The sequence below is a fragment of the Limnohabitans sp. DCL3 genome, from assembly GCF_048019295.1.
Classification (GTDB): Bacteria; Pseudomonadota; Gammaproteobacteria; order Burkholderiales; family Burkholderiaceae_C; genus Limnohabitans_A.
Genome location: NZ_CP171842.1, coordinates 864,971 through 884,830, shown reverse-complemented (window position 1 = coordinate 884,830; position 19,860 = coordinate 864,971). Strand labels below are relative to the sequence as shown.

General features: G+C 59.6%; 16 protein-coding genes. 14 read left to right on the top strand and 2 right to left on the bottom strand.

From position 1 onward, the window contains the following. Positions 1–106 precede the first annotated feature (106 nt). From ACHEXK_RS03965 to dnaJ, 13 genes are all read left to right on the top strand, one after another. Positions 107–913 (top strand): crotonase/enoyl-CoA hydratase family protein, encoded by an 807-nt coding sequence (locus tag ACHEXK_RS03965; RefSeq protein ID WP_416548074.1) that lies wholly within the window; start codon positions 107–109, stop codon positions 911–913. Between the two features lie 12 nt (positions 914–925). After that, positions 926–2,776 carry a feruloyl-CoA synthase gene (locus ACHEXK_RS03960; RefSeq protein ID WP_416548073.1) on the top strand — a complete coding sequence of 617 codons (1,851 nt, stop codon included), beginning with the start codon at positions 926–928 and terminating at the stop codon, positions 2,774–2,776. 90 nt (positions 2,777–2,866) lie between these two features. Next, positions 2,867–4,117 carry a thiolase family protein gene (locus ACHEXK_RS03955; protein WP_416548072.1) on the top strand — a complete coding sequence of 417 codons (1,251 nt, stop codon included), beginning with the start codon at positions 2,867–2,869 and terminating at the stop codon, positions 4,115–4,117. Positions 4,118–4,147: 30 nt separating this feature from the next. Continuing rightward, a complete protein-coding gene (locus ACHEXK_RS03950; RefSeq protein ID WP_416548071.1) occupies positions 4,148–4,912 on the top strand; it encodes an SDR family NAD(P)-dependent oxidoreductase in 765 nt (254 codons plus the stop codon). 9 nt (positions 4,913–4,921) lie between these two features. Next, the gene (locus ACHEXK_RS03945) at positions 4,922–5,341 is read left to right on the top strand and encodes an acyl-CoA thioesterase (protein WP_416548070.1); all 420 of its coding nucleotides are present in this window, start codon (positions 4,922–4,924) and stop codon (positions 5,339–5,341) included. 179 nt (positions 5,342–5,520) lie between these two features. Next, on the top strand, positions 5,521–6,522 hold the full coding sequence (locus tag ACHEXK_RS03940) for a Bug family tripartite tricarboxylate transporter substrate binding protein (RefSeq protein WP_416548069.1): 1,002 nt from the start codon (positions 5,521–5,523) through the stop codon (positions 6,520–6,522). Between the two features lie 74 nt (positions 6,523–6,596). Continuing rightward, the gene (locus ACHEXK_RS03935) at positions 6,597–8,324 is read left to right on the top strand and encodes an acyl-CoA dehydrogenase family protein (protein WP_416548068.1); all 1,728 of its coding nucleotides are present in this window, start codon (positions 6,597–6,599) and stop codon (positions 8,322–8,324) included. A gap of 8 nt (positions 8,325–8,332) precedes the next feature. Beyond that, on the top strand, positions 8,333–8,893 hold the full coding sequence (locus ACHEXK_RS03930) for a MarR family winged helix-turn-helix transcriptional regulator (RefSeq protein ID WP_416548067.1): 561 nt from the start codon (positions 8,333–8,335) through the stop codon (positions 8,891–8,893). Between the two features lie 112 nt (positions 8,894–9,005). Then, the gene (locus ACHEXK_RS03925) at positions 9,006–10,166 is read left to right on the top strand and encodes a fumarylacetoacetate hydrolase family protein (RefSeq protein ID WP_416548066.1); all 1,161 of its coding nucleotides are present in this window, start codon (positions 9,006–9,008) and stop codon (positions 10,164–10,166) included. Positions 10,167–10,272: 106 nt separating this feature from the next. Next, positions 10,273–10,623, top strand: a complete 351-nt coding sequence (locus ACHEXK_RS03920) for an FKBP-type peptidyl-prolyl cis-trans isomerase (RefSeq protein WP_100119989.1) — start codon at positions 10,273–10,275, stop codon at positions 10,621–10,623. 185 nt (positions 10,624–10,808) lie between these two features. Continuing rightward, positions 10,809–11,354 (top strand): nucleotide exchange factor GrpE, encoded by a 546-nt coding sequence (grpE, locus tag ACHEXK_RS03915; RefSeq protein ID WP_416548065.1) that lies wholly within the window; start codon positions 10,809–10,811, stop codon positions 11,352–11,354. 120 nt (positions 11,355–11,474) lie between these two features. Continuing rightward, positions 11,475–13,406 (top strand): molecular chaperone DnaK, encoded by a 1,932-nt coding sequence (dnaK, locus tag ACHEXK_RS03910; RefSeq protein WP_416548064.1) that lies wholly within the window; start codon positions 11,475–11,477, stop codon positions 13,404–13,406. A 102-nt stretch (positions 13,407–13,508) separates the two neighbouring features. Then, entirely contained in the window at positions 13,509–14,654 is a 1,146-nt protein-coding gene (gene dnaJ / locus ACHEXK_RS03905; RefSeq protein WP_416548063.1) for a molecular chaperone DnaJ, read from the top strand. A gap of 78 nt (positions 14,655–14,732) precedes the next feature. Here the strand turns inward: dnaJ and ACHEXK_RS03900 are convergent, their stop codons facing one another. Together ACHEXK_RS03900 and ACHEXK_RS03895 are read right to left on the bottom strand one after the other, a co-directional pair. Continuing rightward, positions 14,733–15,197: a DUF1854 domain-containing protein gene (locus ACHEXK_RS03900; RefSeq protein ID WP_416548062.1), complete on the bottom strand. Its 465-nt coding sequence runs from the start codon at positions 15,195–15,197 to the stop codon at positions 14,733–14,735. Continuing rightward, on the bottom strand, positions 15,194–17,503 hold the full coding sequence (locus tag ACHEXK_RS03895) for an ABC transporter ATP-binding protein (protein WP_416548061.1): 2,310 nt from the start codon (positions 17,501–17,503) through the stop codon (positions 15,194–15,196). The genes ACHEXK_RS03900 and ACHEXK_RS03895 overlap by 4 nt, the downstream gene beginning before the upstream one ends. Before the next feature lie 167 nt (positions 17,504–17,670). Here ACHEXK_RS03895 and cphA point away from each other — a divergent pair, with 167 nt between their 5' ends. Then, a complete protein-coding gene (cphA, locus tag ACHEXK_RS03890; RefSeq protein WP_416548060.1) occupies positions 17,671–19,857 on the top strand; it encodes a cyanophycin synthetase in 2,187 nt (728 codons plus the stop codon). Positions 19,858–19,860 lie beyond the last annotated feature (3 nt).

Sequence of the window (19,860 nt, the reverse complement as noted above, 5' to 3'; positions counted from 1 at the left end):
GCCCTAGGGAAAACACCAAGCAGCAAATGGCTTGGGCCTGATCACAATATGATTATCAATAATAACCTTCTTGGCCTGTCGGTCAAGTCTGCTGAAAGCCCTTGCGATGACCCACACCAGCCACCCGATCCTTGAACGTGCAGCCGCCAACGGCGTGTCCCTGGAGATGCAAGGTGCCGTTGCCGTGGTCCGCCTGTGCCGACCCGCCAAGCGCAATGCCTTGAACGATGCCTTGATCGAAGCGCTGCGTGATGTGTTCCAAAACTTGCCCCCTGAAGCGGGCGCTGCCGTGATCCATGGTGAGGGCGAGCACTTTTGTGCCGGTCTGGATTTGTCCGAATTGAAAGAGCGCGATGCCGGAGAAGGCATTCACCACTCCCGCAGTTGGCATGTGGCGCTCAATGCGGTGGAGCAAGGCCGTGTGCCCGTGGTGGCGGCTTTGCACGGGGCGGTGGTGGGCGGTGGCCTCGAGCTGGCCAGCGCTTCGCACATTCGCGTGGCCGACGAAAGCACCTTCTACGCCCTGCCGGAAGGCACGCGAGGCATCTTTGTGGGCGGCGGTGGCTCGGTGCGTGTGCCCAAGTTGATTGGCGCAGCCCGCATGACCGACATGATGCTCACGGGCCGTGTCTACAGCGCACAAGACGGTGAGCGCGTGGGTTTGGCGCAATACCTCGTGCCCACGGGAACCGCGTTGGCCAAGGCCATCGAGTTGGCCAGCCGCATTGCCACCAACGCCCCACTGACCAACTTTGCCCTGACGCACGCCCTGCCCCGCATCGCCGAACAACCCGCTGACCACGGCTTGTTCACCGAAGCATTGATGGCCTCGATTGCCCAATCCGCCCCCGAAGCCAAAGCCCGCGTGCGTGCCTTCCTGGAAGGCAAGGCCGCCAAGGTGCAAAAAAGCTGAATTGGACAACGCATGAACGCCCCCAAATTCCGCCCGCTCAAATTCGGCGTGACCCGTGTCCACTTGCAACGTGGTGGGCCGGGCACGCAGTACCTCCAAGCCGACCAAGCACTGCAAGCCTTTCCTGACCGCTTGACCGACCGCCTGCAGCACTGGGCGCAAACCAAGCCCCAACACACCTTCATGGCCCGTCGCGTTAAGAACGCCGATGGCACCTTGGGCAACTGGCGACATGTCACTTATGCAGAGGCTTGGACCCAAGCACGCCGCATTGCGCAAAGCCTCATCGACCGTGGCCTGAGCGCCGAGCGCCCTGTGGTCATCCTGAGCGAAAACAGCTTAGAGCATGCCTTGCTGGCTTTGGGTTGCCTCGTCGCCGGCGTGCCTTTTGTGCCCACCTCGCCGCCCTACTCGCTGGTCAGCGTGGACTACGACAAGCTCAAACACGTGCTGAACACGGTCACACCTGGCCTGGTGTTCGCCTCCGACGCTCGCTATGCCAAAGCCATTGCGGCCACGGTGAGCGACAACATGGAGGTCGTGATGGTCGAGGGCGAGGTGCCCGGCCGCGAGGTCACCGCTTTTGAGCGCCTGTGCAGCACCACCGCGACGGCGGCGGTCGATGCCGCCATGGCCGCCACCGGCCCGGACACCATCGCCAAATTTTTGTTCACCAGTGGCTCCACCAAGCTGCCCAAAGCCGTCATCAACACCAACCGACTGTGGTGCGCCAACCAACAACAAATGGCCCAGTCCATGCCTGTCTTGGCTGAACAAGAATTGGTGCTGGTCGACTGGCTGCCCTGGAACCACACCTTTGGCGGCAACCACAACTTTGGCATGACCGTGTTCCACGGGGGCACGCTGTACATCGACGACGGCAAGCCTACACCTGCATTGATGCAGGAGACGCTGCGCAACCTGCGCGAAATCGCACCGACTGTGTACTTCAACGTGCCAACAGGCTTTGAGGCCATTGCGCAAGCCATGCGGACCGATGATCAGCTGCGCAAAACATTGCTTTCTCGGGTGCAAATGTTCTTTTATGCCGGTGCCGCTTTGGCCCAGCCCATCTGGGACAGCCTCTACGAATCGCAAGAACGTGAAGTGGGCGAACGCATCGTGATGGGCACGGGCCTGGGGATGACCGAATCCGGACCGTTTGGCATCTTTGTGACCAACCCCCTTGTGCAGGCGGGCGACCTGGGTGTGCCCACGCCAGGGCTGGAACTCAAGCTGGTGGAGCTGCAAGGCAAAACAGAGGTGCGCTACCGCGGCCCCAACATCACCCCTGGCTACTGGCGCAACGCCGAAGAAACCGCTGACGCCTTTGACGAAGAAGGCTTCTTCAAGACGGGCGATGCGGTCAAGTGGATCGACGAATCCAATGTGCACTTGGGTCTGAAATTCGATGGTCGCATTGCAGAAGACTTCAAGTTGGCCACAGGCACCTTCGTGAGCGTGGGTCCCTTGCGCGGAAAAATCATTGCAGCCGGCGCCCCTTACATTCAGGACGCGGTGCTGACCGGCATCAACCTCAAAGAAGTCGGCGCCATGATTTTCCCGACACCGGCGGTGCGCGCTTTGAGCGGCTTGCCAGCTGACGCCCAGATGGCAGATGTGCTGGCCTCGGCCCCTGTGCTGGCCAAGTTCCAAGACATCGTGAACACCCTGGCCCAAACCGCCACGGGCAGTGCCAACCGCATTGCGCGACTGTGCTTGCTCAGCGAGCCGCCCACCATCGACAAAGGTGAGATCACCGACAAAGGATCGATCAACCAACGCTCGGTGCTCACGCACCGGGCAAGCACTGTGGCCGCTCTGCACCAGGGCACCTTGCCGCACATCATCCAACCACAATGATTTCCCTGCAGGAGCGACGCCCCCGTCACGATGGCTCTATCAGCCCCTTTTTGTGACAGGGGCGTCGCTCCTGCAAAAACGAAAGAAAACATGGCTTCCAAAGGATTTTTCAACGCATTTGCCGATGTGTGGATGCACGAGGGTGTACGCACCCCCATGGTCGATTACTGTGGCGCACTCGGCCATATCTCGCCCACCGATTTGGGCATCAAAGCCGCCCGCGAAGCTTTGAAGCGTGCAGGCATCGCGCCCACCGAGATCGGCTCGGTCATCACCGGCAACATGGCCCCTGGCGACTTCGACCAGTTCTTCCTGCCGCGCCACATCGGCTTGTATGCTGGTGTGCCACAAGAAGTGCCCGCCATCATGACCCAGCGCATTTGTGGCACGGGCTTTGAATTGTTCCGCCAAGCGGGTGAGCAGATCGAGGCGGGCGTGTGCGCTGCCGCGCTGGTCGTGGGCACCGAGAGCATGACGCGCAACCCCATTGCCGCCTTTGACCACCGCACAGGCTTCAAGCTGGGCGCTCCCGTGGGCTTCAAGGACTACATGTGGGAGGCCTTGAAAGACCCGGCCGCAGGCATCAACATGATCCAGACCGCCGAAAATCTGGCCAAGAAATACCAGATCACCCGGGAAGACGTGGACCAGTTCGCGTCCGAGTCGTTTGCCAAAGCCGTGAGCGCCCAACAAGCGGGTTTCCATGCGGGCGAGATCGTGCCTGTGGTCTCTGAACAGTTTGAACTGGAAGGCTACAAGGCCCGCGGGATCAAACTGCAAGGCAAACTGACCGAGGTCAGCACCGACACCCACCCCCGCATTTCACCGCCCGACGTGCTGGCCAAGCTCAAGTCTGTCTACGAAGGCGGCGTGCAAACCGGTGGCAACAGCTCGGCCTTGGTCGATGCCGCTGCGGCGTGCGTGGTCACCTCAGGCACTTATGCCAAAGCGCAGGGCAAAAAGCCTCTGGCCCGCGTGGTCGCTGCAGCTGCTGTGGGCGTACCACCCGAGATCATGGGCATCGGCCCCGCACCGGCGATCCGTTTGCTGCTGGAGCGCACAGGCCTCAAGCTGTCCGACATTGGCCGCTTCGAAATCAACGAAGCCCAAGGCGCACAAACCCTGGCCGTGGGCCGCGAGCTGGGCCTGGACTTGTCCAAGCTCAACGTCAACGGCGGCGCGATTGCACTGGGCCATCCATTGGCAGCCACAGGCGTGCGCCTGACCATCACGCTGGCGCGCGAATTGAAGCGCAGTGGCTTGCGCTACGGCATCTCCAGCGCCTGCGTGGGCGGCGGTCAGGGCATTGCGCTGTTGATCGAAAACCCCGAAGCGATCTGATCATCTCCACCACCTCTTGAAAGCCACACCATGAACATCCAAGGACAAGCCGCATTGGTCACCGGCGGGGGCTCCGGCCTCGGTGAAGCCACGGCCCGTGAACTCGCCCGCTTGGGCGCCAAGGTCGCGGTGCTCGACCTCCACATGGTCAACGCCGAGCGCGTCGCCCAAGACATCGGTGGCCTGGCGGTGCATTGCAATGTGTCGGACCCGGACAGCATGGCCAAAGCCATCGAGACCGCCGCCGCAGCCCACGGCCCGGCCCGCATCTTGATGCAGATCGCAGGCATCGGCACCGCCAAACGCGTGGTGGGCAAAGACGGCAACGCCGCGCCGCTGGAAGACTTCGCCAAGGTCATCAACGTCAACCTGATCGGCACCTACAACGCGGCCCGTCTGTTTGCAGCGGCCTGCGCCAAACTCGACCCCATGGAAGACAACGCCCGGGGCGTTATGGTCTTCACCGCCTCGGTCGCAGCTTTTGATGGTCAAGTCGGCCAGCAAGCCTACAGCGCTTCCAAGGCGGGCGTGGCGGGCATGACCTTGCCCATGGCGCGCGACTTGTCGCAGCACGGCATCCGCGTGTGCACCATCGCACCGGGTCTTTTTGCCACCCCTTTGCTCAAGGGACTGCCTGAGCCCGTGCAGCAATCGCTGGCGGCCAGCATCCCTTTCCCTGCGCGCTTGGGCAAGCCCAGCGAATTTGCCGAGCTGGCTTGCCACATCGTGCACAACGACCACCTGAACGGCGAGGTCATCCGTCTGGACGGCGCGCTGCGCATGGCACCACGTTAAGAGAGCCGCATGAGCAAAACCGTTGTTTACGAAGTCCAAGTGATGTTCGGTGACTGCGACCCGGCAGGCATCGTCTTCTTCCCCAATTTCTCCAAGTGGATGGACGCCTCGTCCCTGAACTTCTTTGTGAAGTGCGGCGTACCGCCCTGGCGCGAGTTGGTCAAGTCGCGCGGCATCATCGGCACCCCTTTGCTGGAAATCCACACGAAATTCATCCGCCCTGCCACCTACGGTGAAACCCTCCAAGTGCACACCAGCGTGCAGGAATGGCGCGATAAAGTCTTCGTGCACAAGCATGTGGTCATGCGAGGCGACACCGTGTTGTGTGAAGGCACCGAAGTGCGTGCGTTTTGCATCAAGCACCCTGACGATCCAGACCGCATCAAAGCCATCCCGGTGCCCGAAGACATCCAGGCTTTGTGCCGCTAAGGCAAGGAAACGGAGCCATGTCCTGCGAACCCTGCATCACGCTCCACGGCCGACCGCTCGGGTCCTGCAAGACTTGCGTGGTCCCTCGACCCATCGGCTGGATTTCTACCGTGGATGCACTCTGAAATCTTTCAACTTTTTCTGCACTTTTATTCAACCACAACCAAGAGGAGACAAGCATGAGCAACCGTCGTGAATTCATTCAATCCACCCTGGGCGCCGCCATCCTGGGCAGCACCGCTTTTCAGCAAGCCTGGGCACAAAGCGGCCTGCCGATCGAGCAAGTCAAAGTGCTCTACGGCTTTCCACCCGGCAGCTCAGGCGACATTTGCGCTCGCCGCGTGGCCGAGAAATTTGGGGGTACGCCTTACAGCAAGAACGCCGGCATCATCGACAGCCGCCCCGGTGCCGGTGGTCAAATTGCCCTGAACTTGCTCAAGAGCGCACCGGCCGATGGCTCGGTGTTGGCCATGACCCCGTTTTCGGCCATTTCTCTCTACCCCCACATCTTCAAAAACCTGCAATACAAGCCTTTTGAAGACTTCACACCCGTAGGCACAGCCTCCATGATCCACCACGGGTTTGCTGTGGGCCCCATGGTGCCTGCCAGTGTCAAAAACGTGAAGGACTTCATCGCCTGGGCCAAAGCCAATCCCGCGCAAGCGAGCTACGGCTCCCCCGCGGCCGGCTCCACACCCCACTTCATTGGCGCTTTGCTCGGTCTGAACCAGAACTTCGAGTTCAAGCATGTGCCCTACCGTGGCTCGGTGCCCGGCGTGACCGACGTGGTGGGCGGCCAAATCGCTTGCATGTTCACCCCGCATGGCGACTTCATCGCCAACCACAAGGCCGGCAAGATGCGCATCATTGCCACCTCGGGTAAAACCCGTTCTCCCTTTGTCCCCGACGTGCCCACCTTTGCCGAGCAAGGCTTTCCTGAGTTGACCGTGGAAGAGTGGTTTGGTTTTTACGCCCCGGCCAAAACACCTGCGCCTGTGATCCAAGCGGCCAATGCGGCCATCAATGCGGCCCTCAAAGACAAGGGCGTACAAGATGCCTTGACCGTGGTGGGCCTGATTCCGTTTGGGGGTTCTGCCGCAGATCAACTCAAGAGCTCACAAGTGGAACTCGAGCGCTGGGGTCCGCTGATCAAGCGCATTGGTTTCAGCGTCGACTCCTGATCTGACCGCCTCACCCTGGTTGACCGGAGCCCCTCATCGGTGCTCCGGTGATTTAGATTCACCCAAGTGCCCCCATGAACACCTACCACCCCCCCACCGACGACATGCAGTTTGTGCTGTCCCGTGTCTTGAACGCGCCGGCTCAGCTGCAAGCGATGCCGGCATTTGCCGAGGTGGACCCGCAGCTCATGCAACAAGTGCTGCACGAAGCGGGCAAGTTCGTGGGCGAGGTGATTGCCCCACTCAACCGCGCTGGCGATGAAATCGGCGCGCAATGGCATGAGGGCGCGGTCACCATGCCGCCGGGGTTCAAGGCTGCGTACCAGTCCTTTTGGCAAGCGGGTTGGCCCGCCTTGGCCGCCAGCGCCGAAGACGGCGGGCAGGGCCTGCCCAGTGTGCTGGAAGCCATGCTGTACGAAATGCTCAGTGCCGCCAACCATGGCTGGACCATGGCCCCGGGTCTGCTGCACGGCGCCTACGAGTGCATCAAACACCACGCCAGCGACGCGCTCAAAGCGCAGTATTTAGAAAAAATCGCCACCGGGGAATGGCTGGCCACCATGTGCCTGACCGAGCCGCATGCGGGTTCTGACTTGGGCCTGGCCCGCACCAAGGCGGTCCCACTGCCCGATGGGCGGTATGCCGTCAGCGGCACCAAGATTTTCATCTCGGGCGGCGAACACGACCTCACCGACAACATCGTGCACCTGGTGCTGGCGCGCTTGCCCGACGCGCCCCCCGGCCCCAAAGGCCTGTCGCTGTTTTTGGTTCCCAAGTTCTACCCGGATGGCAGCCGCAGCCGCGTGCACTGCGACCGCATCGAAGAAAAAATGGGGCTGCACGGCAGCCCCACCTGCGTGATGCGTTTTGACGAAGCGGTCTCTTCAATCGTGGGCGAGCCGGGCAAAGGCTTGGGCGCGATGTTCGTGATGATGAACGCGGCCCGCTTGCATGTGGCCCTGCAGGGCATTGGCCTCTTGGACGCCGCCTGGCAAAAAGCCGATGCCTATGCACAAGAGCGCCGGCAGATGCGTGCGCCGGGCAAAGGCAAAAGCGCAGGCGAAGCTGACCTGATTGGCGAGCACCCTGCCATGCGCCGAATTCTGGACACACAACGCGCTTGGGTCGATGCCGGGCGCGTGCTGGCCTACCGCACGGCCATCGAACTTGACCTGATCAAACACAGTCAGGACGCCGCCACGCAAGCCGCAGCCCAGCGCTGGTGCGCCCTGGTCACACCCGTCATGAAGTCGGTCTTCACCCACCAGGCCTTTCACGGCGGCAGCGACTGCCTGCAGGTGTTTGGCGGTCACGGCTATGTGCGCGAGTGGGGCATTGAACAAATCGTGCGCGACGCTCGTGTGGCCATGATTTACGAAGGCACCAACGAGATCCAAGCCATCGATCTGTTGGTGCGCAAGGTGCTGGCCGATGGTGGTCAAAGCATGAACGCCCTGCTCGACATCCTCGCTGCCGACTTGGCCCTGTCGGCCAACACCAGCAAAGCCCACACACCGGCCCAAGCCCGCATCCAGACCCTGCGCGCCATCACCCAACAAATCGTGCAATCTGCCCCCAAAGACGCGGCATTGGCTCACCGTGTGGCCGACGACTATTTGCGCGCCGTGGCGATGGTATTGATGGACTGGGCCTGGCTGCGCATCGAGGCAGGCGTGGCTGCCGACACGCCCCAAGCTGCGACCCGCTGGTTGGCTCCGGCCCAGGCCCTGCGCAGCTGGGTGCTGCCCGAATTCCAAATGCGCAGCTACATCATCGTGCAGCAATGCGCGGCTGTTGGATGAGCGCGGCCATGCCCCAAACCCCGTCCCCTGTCAAAGCCCCACGCAAGCTGGCCACCAAGACTGCATCGCCGAAAACGCGTGCAAAGGCTGTCAAGGCAAGTCGGCAGCGCGGCCCTGCGACCGAGTCGGCAGGGGCCTGCATCGACCAAGTGGACTCGTCTTATTTGCAGACCTTGATGGGCTACAACGCGCGCCGCGCGGCCTTGAGCATCATCGAATTGTTTTTAGAACGGCTCGCCCCCTACGGTCTCAAACCGGTGGATTTTTCGGTCATGTCCACCATCCAACACAACCCTGGCGTGACCTCGCGCCAACTGTGTGCCTCGCTGAACCTGCTGCCACCCAACTTGGTGGGACTGATCCAATCTCTCGAGTCTCGCGGCCTGATCGAGCGCAAACCCCACCCGCACGATGGCCGCGCTGTGGGCCTGCATGCCACCGCCAAAGGCCATGCACTGATGGTCCAAGCCGAACAAACGGCCACAGAATTGGAAATCGAAAAAACCGCCAAACTGACCCCAGCCGAACGCACAACCTTGCTCGAATTGCTGCAAAAAATCTACCTTTGATGGCCAGCTCTGTCAAAGCGGCTGTGCCAGCCTCCAGGGTGACTGTCAGCGCAATCACCTTCTGGCACGATCTGTTTCTCTCTTTGTCAGCCACTTGCTCCACCACTTGCCCATGAACACCTCCGCCCTGCCCGCACACAGTGACCATGCCCTGCTGATCGGCCGCATCTGGCAGCCACAGTGTGGCCCCGTTTTGGTGGCCGTCACGCCAAAACACGTTGTGGACCTGTCTGGCCTTGCCCCAACGTGCAGCGAATTGCTTGAACAAGACCATGTCGCCGAAAAAGTCCGGCAGTGGCTGAACGCGGCACAAGCCCAACCTTTGGGACTGACAGCCGAAATTCTGGCCAACAGCGTGGAAGCCACTCGCGATGCGGCCCAGCCTTGGTTCATGGCCCCCTGCGACTTGCAAGCGGTCAAGGCCGCCGGCGTGACGTTTGTCGCCAGCATGTTGGAGCGCGTGATCGAGGAACAAGCGCGGGGCGATGCCAGTCGCGCCGAAGCGGTGCGGCAAGCCGTCGTGGCCGTCATTGGCGACAACCTGCGCAGCGTCAAACCAGGCTCGCCTGAATCGGCCCAACTCAAGCAAGTTTTACTGGCGCAAGGCATGTGGTCGCAATACCTGGAGGTGGGCATTGGGCCCGACGCAGAAATTTTCACCAAAGCCCAACCCATGAGCGCCGTAGGCCCAGGTGCCCAAGTGGGCATCCACCCAGCCAGCCAGTGGAACAACCCCGAGCCCGAAATCGTCTTGGCGGCCAACTCGCGTGGCGAAGTGGTGGGTGCCACTTTGGGCAACGATGTGAACCTGCGCGACTTTGAAGGCCGCAGTGCCTTGCTGCTGGGCAAAGCCAAAGACAACAACGCCAGCTGCGCCATCGGCCCCTTCATCCGCTTGTTTGATGAACACTTCAGCATCGACGATGTGCGCCAGTGTGAGTTAACCCTCAAAGTTGAAGGCCCTGAAGGTTTTGTGATGCAAGGCAGCAGTGCACTCGGCCAAATCAGCCGTGACCCGCTGGACTTGGCGGGTCAAGCCATGGGCAAGTACCACCAATACCCGGACGGCATGATGCTGTTTTTGGGCACCATGTTTGCCCCAACACAAGACCGGCACGGCCCAGGTCAGGGCTTCACCCATGTGGTGGGTGATGTGGTGAGCGTCTCCACGCCTTTGCTCGGCACCCTGGTCAACCAGGTCACCACCTCGGACCAAGCCCAGCCTTGGACCTATGGTGTCGGCGCGCTCATGCGGGATCTGGCCAAACGCTGATGGCCCCTCAGGGCCAGTCGGACCCTCTGGGGCTGGCATAATTTTGCGTTTTCTACTTTCCGGTGTCTTTTTAGAGACCTCGGGCCATTTTTGACAGGATTTTTCCATGAACACCACCCCCTCAGGCCTGCAGTACGAAGACACCGTCGTGGGCGAAGGCGCTGTGGCCACTGCTGGCCAAGATGTCACGGTCCACTACACCGGCTGGTTATTCAAAGACGGTGAACAAGGTGCCAAGTTCGATTCCAGCCGCGACCGCCGTGACCCCTTCGTCTTTGGTTTGGGCGCAGGCATGGTCATCAAAGGCTGGGATGAAGGCGTGGCCGGCATGAAGGTGGGCGGTCAGCGCACCCTGATCATCCCGGCCGAATTAGGCTATGGTGCTCGCGGCGCGGGTGGCGTGATCCCGCCCAATGCCACCCTGAAATTTGACGTGGAATTGCTGGCGCTGGACTGATCGGTCTTGCGCCTCGGTCATGGGGCTCTCCCCAAGAACCCACTTCACCCTCGTTTCACGCTCAGACCGCTGCCCGCCATTTGGCGGGTTTTTTGTGGTCCTGTGCCCGCGACCGAGATCCTCTCTTGAAATTTGAGTTTTCACCCCTAATTGACAGGGGTATTCATTTTTTTCGGACTTTGTTCATGTCAGAAGCCACTTCCACACCCGACAACCACCCTTCCAGCGATGAAGCCACGGCGGCTGCGGCAGCCATGCCGACCGACCCTTTGGCAGACGCACAAGCCGAATTGGTCAATTTAAAAGCCCAAAATGCCGATTTGGCCGACCAATATCTGCGCGCCCAGGCCGATGTGCAAAACGCCCGCCGCCGCGCCGACGAGGAAATCGCCAAGGCGCGCAAGTTTGCAGTGGAGGGCTTTGCCGACAGTTTGCTGCCCGTGCTGGACAGCTTGGAAGCCGGCCTGGCCATCCCCAATGTGACGCTGGAGCAGATCCGAGAAGGCTCTGAAGCCACCTTGCGCCAACTCAAAAGTGCATTGGAGCGCCACAAAGTACTCGAAATTGCACCGCCAGCTGGCACCAAGTTCGACCCACACCAGCACCAAGCCATCAGCGTGGTACCTGCCGAGCAAGAGGCCAACACCGTGGTCACGGTGTTGCAAAAGGGCTACTCCATTGCCGACCGCGTGCTGCGTCCGGCTTTGGTGACGGTCACCGCACCCAAATAAGGGCTTGGGCACCGCTGCTCAGCCAAGACATCACCCTTTTTGCCAAGTGGGGACTTGAATATTTTCCACCCCGCCCCATTTGCAAACCATCTGTATTTTTAACTTTTTCGGAGCATCCTCATGGGAAGAATCATCGGTATTGACTTGGGCACCACCAACTCTTGCGTGGCCATCATGGAAGGCAACACGACCAAAGTGATCGAGAACGCCGAAGGTGCGCGCACCACACCGTCCATCATTGCGTACCAAGAAGACGGCGAAATTTTGGTCGGCGCATCGGCCAAGCGCCAAGCGGTCACCAACCCCCGCAACACGCTGTACGCGGTCAAACGACTGATCGGTCGCAAGTTCGCCGAAAAAGAAGTCCAAAAGGACATCGATTTGATGCCTTACACCATTGCCAAAGCTGACAACGGCGACGCCTGGGTGGAAGTGCGCGGCAACAAATTGGCCCCGCCTCAAATCAGCGCTGAAATCCTGCGCAAAATGAAGAAAACCGCCGAAGACTACCTCGGCGAAGAAGTGACAGAAGCCGTGATCACGGTGCCCGCTTACTTCAACGACGCCCAACGCCAAGCCACCAAAGACGCTGGCCGCATCGCCGGTCTGGACGTCAAGCGCATCATCAACGAACCCACGGCAGCGGCCCTGGCATTCGGCCTGGACAAAACCGAAAAAGGCGACCGCAAGATTGCGGTGTATGACTTGGGTGGCGGCACATTCGACGTGTCCATCATTGAGATCGCCGATGTCGATGGTGAGAAACAATTTGAAGTGCTGTCCACCAACGGTGACACATTCCTCGGCGGCGAAGACTTTGACCAGCGCATCATCGATTTCATCATCACCGAGTTCAAGAAAGAATCCGGCGTCGATTTGGCCAAAGACGTGCTGGCCCTGCAGCGTCTGAAAGAAGCTGCTGAAAAAGCCAAAATTGAGCTGTCCAGCTCGGCTTCGACCGACGTCAACTTGCCCTACATCACGGCGGACGCCACCGGCCCCAAGCATCTGAACATCAAGCTCACCCGCGCCAAACTGGAACAGTTGGTGGAAGAGTTGATCGAGCGCACCATCGCCCCTTGCCGCATGGCCATCAAAGATGCAGGCGTGTCGGTCGGTGAGATTGACGACATCATTTTGGTCGGCGGCATGTCCCGCATGCCCAAGGTGCAAGAAAAAGTCAAAGAGTTCTTCGGCAAAGAGCCACGCAAAGACGTGAACCCTGACGAAGCCGTGGCCGTGGGCGCCGCGATTCAAGGCCAGGTCTTGTCCGGTGACCGCACAGACGTGCTGCTGCTCGACGTGACCCCTTTGTCTTTGGGCATTGAAACCATGGGCGGTGTCATGACCAAGATGATCACCAAGAACACCACGATCCCCACCAAATTCGCGCAGACTTTTTCGACAGCAGAAGACAACCAGCCGGCTGTGACGATCAAGGTCTTCCAAGGCGAGCGCGACATCGCTTCGGGCAACAAATTGCTCGGCGAGTTCAACCTCGAAGGCATTCCACCAGCCTCCCGCGGCACACCGCAGATCGAGGTGTCTTTTGACATCGATGCCAACGGCATCTTGCACGTGGGCGCCAAAGACAAGGGCACTGGCAAGGAAAACAAGATCACCATCAAGGCCAACTCCGGTTTGTCCGAGGCCGAAATTCAGCAAATGGTCAAAGACGCCGAGCTGAACGCCGAAGAAGACAAGAAGAAACTCGAACTGGTGCAAGCCCGCAATGCCGGCGAGGCCGCTGTGCACAGTGTCAAGAAGAGCCTGACCGAGCACGGCGACAAAATCGAGGCGGCTGAAAAAGAAGCCATTGAAGCGGCCTCCAAGGATTTGGAAGAGGCCTTGAAGGGTGAGAACAAAGACGCCATCGAAACCAAAACCGAAGCCCTGATGACGGCCAGCCAGAAGCTGGGCGAGAAGGTCTACGCCGAGATGCAAGCGCAGCAAGCCGCTGCGGGCGCAGGGGCTGGTGCAGCGGGTGCAGAGGCCCAACCACAAGACGACAACGTGGTGGATGCTGAAGTCAAGGAAGTCAAAAAAGGCTAAGACCTTACGCTCTGCGGCCTGGCCGCAGTCCCGCCGCGCAAGCTGATTCAGGTGACTGAATCGCCTTCGCGGCGTTCTTGTTCTAACGGTTGGATTTGCCCCATGGCGACAAAACGAGATTTTTATGAAGTGCTGGGCGTTGCCAAGAACGCCTCAGACGAGGACATCAAAAAGGCTTATCGCAAACTGGCGATGAAGTACCACCCTGACCGCAATCAGGGAGAAGATGCCAAGGCCAAAGAAGCTGAAGGCAAATTCAAAGAGGTCAAAGAGGCCTACGAAATGCTGTCAGACGCGCAAAAACGCGCAGCCTACGACCAGCATGGGCACGCTGGCGTCGACCCCAATATGCGCGGTGGTGCAGAAGGCTTTGGCGGTTTCGGTGACGCATTCGGTGACATCTTTGGCGATATTTTCGGTGGCCAGGGCCGTGGCGGTCGTGGTGGTGGGGGACGTCAGGTTTTCCGTGGCGCTGACCTGAGCTACGCCATGGAAATCACCCTCGAAGAAGCGGCCAATGGCAAGGACTCCCAGTTGCGCATCCCCAGTTGGGAGGCATGCGATACCTGCAGTGGCTCGGGCGCCAAACCGGGCACGAGTGCGAAGACCTGCTCGACCTGCCAGGGACAAGGCCAAGTGCAAATGCGCCAAGGCTTCTTCAGCGTTCAGCAAACCTGCCCCAACTGCCGTGGCACGGGCAAGATCATCCCCGAGCCTTGCACAACCTGCCACGGGCAGGGCAAGCTGAAAAAGCAAAAAACGCTCGAAGTCAAGATCCCAGCCGGCATCGACGACGGCATGCGCATCCGCAGTGCAGGCAATGGAGAACCCGGCACCAATGGGGGCCCTGCCGGTGATTTGTTCATCGAAATTCGCCTCAAGAAACACGCAATCTTTGAGCGCGATGGTGACGATTTGCATTGCGCCGTGCCCATCAGTTTTTCCAAAGCGGCATTGGGTGGCGAAATCGAAGTGCCCACCTTGGGCGGCAAAGCGGCCATTGACATCCCCGAAGGCACCCAAACGGGCAAGCAATTCCGCTTGCGGGGCAAAGGCATCAAGGGCGTGCGCGGCAGCTACCCGGGCGATCTTTACTGCCACATCACGGTGGAGACACCCGTCAAGCTCACGGAGCATCAGAAAAAATTGCTCAAAGAGTTTGAAGAGTCCCTCACCAAAGGGGGCGGCAAGCACCAACCCAGCGGTGAAACTTGGACAGACAAGCTCAAAGGCTTCTTTGGCGCCTGAACCCCCAGCCACCCGAGAGGCTGTTGGACAACGGTCCAACAGCCTTTTTCTTTTGTACGCCGTCTCCGGTGTCCCGCTTCAAAGGAAACGGTCCAGCAGTTTTCTCGAATGTTTGTCCATGGCCGCCAAGTCGCGGATCATGAACTGCACACCATTGGCATCATTGATCAGCAGCACCGTGCCGGTCAGGCGGCGAATGTCTTCTTCGCCTTTGAGTAAAAACTGGGTCATCCCACGATCGGTTTGAACAGACCACGTGCTGGGCGTTGCGAAGCTGCTGACTGCGGTCAACTGCAGGATTTCAGGCAAAAACTCCCGCTCATTGAGTGCTTGCACGACCTGGGAGCGCAAGCCCTCGGGCAAGTGGGTCAAGGCATCGATCCAATAAATTTCATGCCCGTCGGCATCCATGAGGGCCACGCCCTCATCGGGTGCTGATACGGGATAAGCCCGCAAAGCGGTGACCGGACCATGGCGCGTGCCATCGGGCATGATCAAGCGCCAAAGGCCGAAGGCATCGCGCTGCAGTTCGAACGGGTTCATGCACGCACCTTTTGTTCTTCCGACAAACTTCCGCCCAAGACCGTGTCGGCCTCAGCCTGGCGCTGCTGCGCCTCGTACAAGCGCCAGTAAGCGCCTTGTGCCTCGATCAATTCATCGTGGGTGCCCTCTTCCACCACAAGCCCTTTGTCCATGACCACCAATCGATCGGCTTTGCGTAAAGTGGACAAACGGTGGGCAATGGCAATCGTGGTGCGCCCACGCACAAGGTTGTCCAAGGCGCGTTGGATTTCTTTTTCCGTCTCGGTGTCCACCGCCGAGGTGGCCTCATCCAAAATCAAAATGCGGGGGTTGATGAGCAGCGCGCGGGCAATCGAGATGCGTTGGCGTTCTCCGCCTGACAAACCTTGCCCCCGCTCGCCCACCAAAGAGTCATACCCCTGAGGCATGCGCAAGATGAACTCGTGGGCATGGGCCGCACGGGCAGCGGCCACGACTTCTTCTCGGGTTGAGTCAGGCTTGCCGTATGCAATGTTGTCGGCAATGGTGCCAAAGAACAAGAACGGTTCTTGCAACACCAAACCAATTTGGCGGCGGTAATCGGCCACTTTGAGCTGGCGAATGTCGGTGCCATCAAGTTCAATGGCTCCCTCACTCAGGTCGTAGAAGCGACAAATCAGGTTCACCAAGGTGCTCTTGCCAGAGCCGCTGTGCCCGACCAAACCAATCATTTGACCCGGCTGGATATCCAGGTTGAGTTGACGGATCACCGCGCGGTTTCCGTAACGAAAACCCGCATCGCGCACCCGAATGTGGCCTTGCACCCTCTGTGGCAAAGCCACGGGCTTGGCCGGTTCGGGCACGCTCGAGACATGGTCCAAGATGTCAAAAATGCGCTTGGCACCCGATGCCGCTTTTTGCGTGTTCGAGACGATTCGACTCATGGAGTCGAGACGGCTGTAAAAGCGGCCAATGTAGGCCAGGAATGCGGTCAGCACACCCACGGTGATTTGGTCATCGGAGACCAACCAAATGCCAAAACCCCAAACCACCAACAAACCGATTTCGGTCATCAGGGTGACGGTGGGTGAGAACAAGGACCAGACCCGGTTGAGCCGGTCATTGACTTGGAGATTGTGGGCATTGGCATCCTTGAAACGCTGGGCTTCACGGTCTTCTTGTGCGAATGCTTTGACCACACGAATACCGGGAATGGTGTCGGTCAGCACGTTGGTCACCTCGGCCCAAACGCGGTCGATTTTCTCGAAGCCAGTACGCAGTTTTTCACGCACCACATGGATCAACCAAGCGATGAAGGGCAAGGGCAACAAGGTGACCAGGGCCAAAGTGGGGTTGATCGTGAACAAGATCACGGCCGTCATCACAATCATCAGCACATCGGTGGCAAAGTCCAGCAAGTGCAATGACAAAAACACATTGATGCGGTCTGTTTCACTGCCGATGCGGGCGATCAGGTCGCCCGTGCGCCGCCCGCCAAAATACTCCAGCGACAATTTGAGCAAATGTTCATAGGTGGTGGTGCGCAAATCGGCCCCGATGCGCTCCGACACCAAGGCCAAAATGTAGGTTTTGGCCCAACCCAGCGCCCAGGCCAACAAAGCCGAGGCCAACAAGCCCAACAAATACAAAGACACCAAATGAGGGTCGATGTCTTTCCCGTTTTGGTAGGGAATCAAGATGTCGTCCATCAATGGCATGGTCAGGTAGGGCGGCACCAAAGTGGCCGCGGTGGCGGCCAAAGTCAGCAAAAAACCAGCCAACAAGGCGCCTTTGTAGGGATGGGCAAAACGCCACAACTTGAACAGCGTCCAGGTCGATGGGGGGGCCAAATCCTCACGCCCACAGCTGGGGCAGTCTTCGTCCTCGTCGGTCATGACGGTTTGGCAAACCGGGCACACAGCGCCAGACAGCACCGTTGGTAATGGGCGACCTTCTGCGGTGCTGCCCCATTGGGCCAACTGGCTCTCAAATTGGGTGACCCAACGGGCCGCGGCCGCCTGCCAACCCAAAGTGAATCGCCAAACCGCCAATTGGCCAGCAGCACTGCCCAAGGCCAAGCAACCCACACCCGCGTGGTCGGTCAATCTGAGCGATAAACCAGCTTCCAAAGCCCAACTGGACCAGTTTTTTTCGCCTTCAGCCCGAGATAAGACCCGCTGATCGGTCAAAATGATGACACTTTTGGCGAATCGCAAACTGTTGTCAAGGTCAACCTCCAACCACGCTGTTGCGTTCTCATGGGGTTGTAGACAGGACTGAACTTCGACCTGCCATGCATCAGGCAAGACCTGACGAGACGCAGAGGACAGAGGGGAAGTTGATGTCATGAAAGATGAACCGGAAACGACTCGATCGGCCCAGGCGGTCGACGAGACAAGAAACAACCAGGGATGTCGCTCACCACGGCACAAGAATTGCCCATGTATCTTTTGAATCCAGAGCCATCCAGCAGTTCCGCAACGGGCTTGCCATTGTATCGCCGCGCTTTTCACCCATGAACGCTCACAACATCCATTTTCTGCGCATGACCCATTTGCGCGGTCCCAATATCTGGACATACCGTCCCGTCATGGAAGCCCTGATTGACATCGGTGCTCTCGAAGACTTCCCCTCCAACACCTTGCCTGGCTTCAATGCACGCCTGACCGCCTGGTTACCCGGGCTGACAGAGCACCGCTGCAGCGTGGGTGAACGCGGGGGTTTTTTGCAGCGGCTGGAACAAGGCACGTGGGCTGGGCATGTGCTGGAACATGTGGCCTTGGAATTGCAAACCCAAGCGGGCATGCAAACGGGATTTGGCAAAGCTCGGGAAGCCGGCCCACGCGGTGTTTACAAAGTCGTGATCCGCACACGCCACGAAGCGGTCAGCCGCAGCGCCCTTGAAACCGCCAGAGACCTGATTTTGGCGGCCATTGAAGACCGAGCCTTTGATGTTTCCGCCGAAATCAATCGACTCAAGCAAATGGTGGACAGCCTGTGCATTGGGCCGAGCACGGCCAGCATCGTCGATGCCGCCGGTGAGCGTGGCATCCCATCCATCCGCCTGAACGATGGCAACTTGGTGCAACTCGGTCATGGCGCACAACAGCGCCGCATCTGGACTGCCGAAACCGACCGCACGGGAGCCATCGCCGAAGGCATCTCCAAAGACAAAGATCTGACCAAGCAGCTGCTGAGCATGTGCGGTGTGCCTGTGCCCGAAGGCCAAATTGTGGACAGCCCCAGCGCTGCGTGGGAAGCCGCTCAGGACATTGGCTTGCCGGTGTGTGTCAAACCCACTGACGGCAACCACGCCCGGGGCGTGTCGCTGGAGCTGTCCAAACAAGAAGACATCGCTGCCGCTTACGACATCGCGCTGGCTGAGGGCAGTGAAGTCATTGTGGAGCGTTTCGTCTTGGGCGAAGAGCACCGCCTCTTGGTGGTGGGCGACCAAGTGGCGGCGGCCAACAAAGGTGAAACCGCCAGCGTGGTGGGTGATGGTGTTCACACCGTGGCGGAATTGATCGAGTTGCAAATCAACTCCGACCCTCGCCGCGGCGAAGAAGAAGACTTTCCACTCGACACCATCCGGCTGGACGAGCACACCACTTCGGTGTTGGAGCTCAAGCGACAAGGCCTGAGCGCCGACAGCGTGCCCGAAAAGGGCCGTACCGTTTTGATCATGCGCACCGGCAACATGGCACTGGATGTGACCGATGAAGTGCACCCGGATGTGGCCGCTTTGGCCGTTTTGGCGGCACGGGTGGTTGGTTTGGACATCGCCGGTGTCGATTTGGTGGCGCAAGACATCTCTCAACCCTTGGCCGCCCAAGGGGGCGCAATTGTCGAAGTCAACGCCGGCCCCGGCTTGCTGATGCACCTGAAACCCGCCTCAGGTCAACCACGCCCGGTGGGTCAAGCCATTGCCAACCATTTGTTCAAGCCCTCGGAGATGGGCCGCATCCCTGTCGTGGGCTTCATGGGCGATGGCGACACCACCTGCCCAGCCAAGTTGGTGTCATGGCTGTTGCACTTGAAAGGGCTGTATACCGGCTTGGCCTGTGCTGACGGTTTGTTCATGAACCAGCGCCAACTCGACAAGCAAGATGGTATGGATTGGGACAATGCCCAGCGCTTGCTGATCAACCGGTCGGTTCAAGCCGCCGTCTTTGAGAGCAACGCCCGCCACTTGTTGGCGGAGGGTCTGCCTTATGACCGTTGCCAAGTCGGTGTGGTGACACGCATGCCCAAAGCCCATGGGCTGGAAGACCTGTACCCCGGTCATGATGAAAAAATGCCCGACTATGTGCGCACCCAAATCGATGTGGTGTTGCCTCACGGCACCGCTGTGCTGCATGCCGCAGATGTTCAAGTGGCCGAACTGGCCCGTTACAGCGACGGCAGTGTGGTCTTCTATGCCGATGACGAGAACACCCCCCGTTTGGCAGCCCACCGAGCGCAAGGTGGCCGTGTCGGTTTTTGGCGCGAAGGTCAACTGATTCTGAGCGAAGGTCCGCGCGAGTTGCAGGTGCTGTCGGCCAAGCGTCCGGCCGTGGCTCGCTTGCTCCAAGAAGGCAAACTCAATACCACCGACATGTTGGTTGCAGCTTGCGTGGCTTGGTCCTTGGACATTGGTACCGACTTGATCAGAGCTGGCATCAAAAGTTTTGGCCAGAACGCCTCCCATCAACGCCCCCAATAAGCT

Excerpts from the sequence above, each read along its gene's own strand:
- ACHEXK_RS03965 (WP_416548074.1), top strand. The coding sequence starts at position 107 with ATGACCCACACCAGCCACCCGATCCTTGAACGTGCAGCCGCCAACGGC.
- ACHEXK_RS03945 (WP_416548070.1), top strand. The coding sequence starts at position 4,922 with ATGAGCAAAACCGTTGTTTACGAAGTCCAAGTGATGTTCGGTGACTGC.
- ACHEXK_RS03895 (WP_416548061.1), bottom strand. The coding sequence starts at position 17,503 with ATGACATCAACTTCCCCTCTGTCCTCTGCGTCTCGTCAGGTCTTGCCT.
- dnaK (WP_416548064.1), top strand. The coding sequence starts at position 11,475 with ATGGGAAGAATCATCGGTATTGACTTGGGCACCACCAACTCTTGCGTG.
- ACHEXK_RS03955 (WP_416548072.1), top strand. The coding sequence starts at position 2,867 with ATGGCTTCCAAAGGATTTTTCAACGCATTTGCCGATGTGTGGATGCAC.
- cphA (WP_416548060.1), top strand. The coding sequence starts at position 17,671 with ATGAACGCTCACAACATCCATTTTCTGCGCATGACCCATTTGCGCGGT.
- dnaJ (WP_416548063.1), top strand. The coding sequence starts at position 13,509 with ATGGCGACAAAACGAGATTTTTATGAAGTGCTGGGCGTTGCCAAGAAC.
- ACHEXK_RS03920 (WP_100119989.1), top strand. The coding sequence starts at position 10,273 with ATGAACACCACCCCCTCAGGCCTGCAGTACGAAGACACCGTCGTGGGC.
- grpE (WP_416548065.1), top strand. The coding sequence starts at position 10,809 with ATGTCAGAAGCCACTTCCACACCCGACAACCACCCTTCCAGCGATGAA.
- ACHEXK_RS03930 (WP_416548067.1), top strand. The coding sequence starts at position 8,333 with ATGCCCCAAACCCCGTCCCCTGTCAAAGCCCCACGCAAGCTGGCCACC.
- ACHEXK_RS03935 (WP_416548068.1), top strand. The coding sequence starts at position 6,597 with ATGAACACCTACCACCCCCCCACCGACGACATGCAGTTTGTGCTGTCC.
- ACHEXK_RS03950 (WP_416548071.1), top strand. The coding sequence starts at position 4,148 with ATGAACATCCAAGGACAAGCCGCATTGGTCACCGGCGGGGGCTCCGGC.
- ACHEXK_RS03925 (WP_416548066.1), top strand. The coding sequence starts at position 9,006 with ATGAACACCTCCGCCCTGCCCGCACACAGTGACCATGCCCTGCTGATC.
- ACHEXK_RS03940 (WP_416548069.1), top strand. The coding sequence starts at position 5,521 with ATGAGCAACCGTCGTGAATTCATTCAATCCACCCTGGGCGCCGCCATC.
- ACHEXK_RS03960 (WP_416548073.1), top strand. The coding sequence starts at position 926 with ATGAACGCCCCCAAATTCCGCCCGCTCAAATTCGGCGTGACCCGTGTC.
- ACHEXK_RS03900 (WP_416548062.1), bottom strand. The coding sequence starts at position 15,197 with ATGAACCCGTTCGAACTGCAGCGCGATGCCTTCGGCCTTTGGCGCTTG.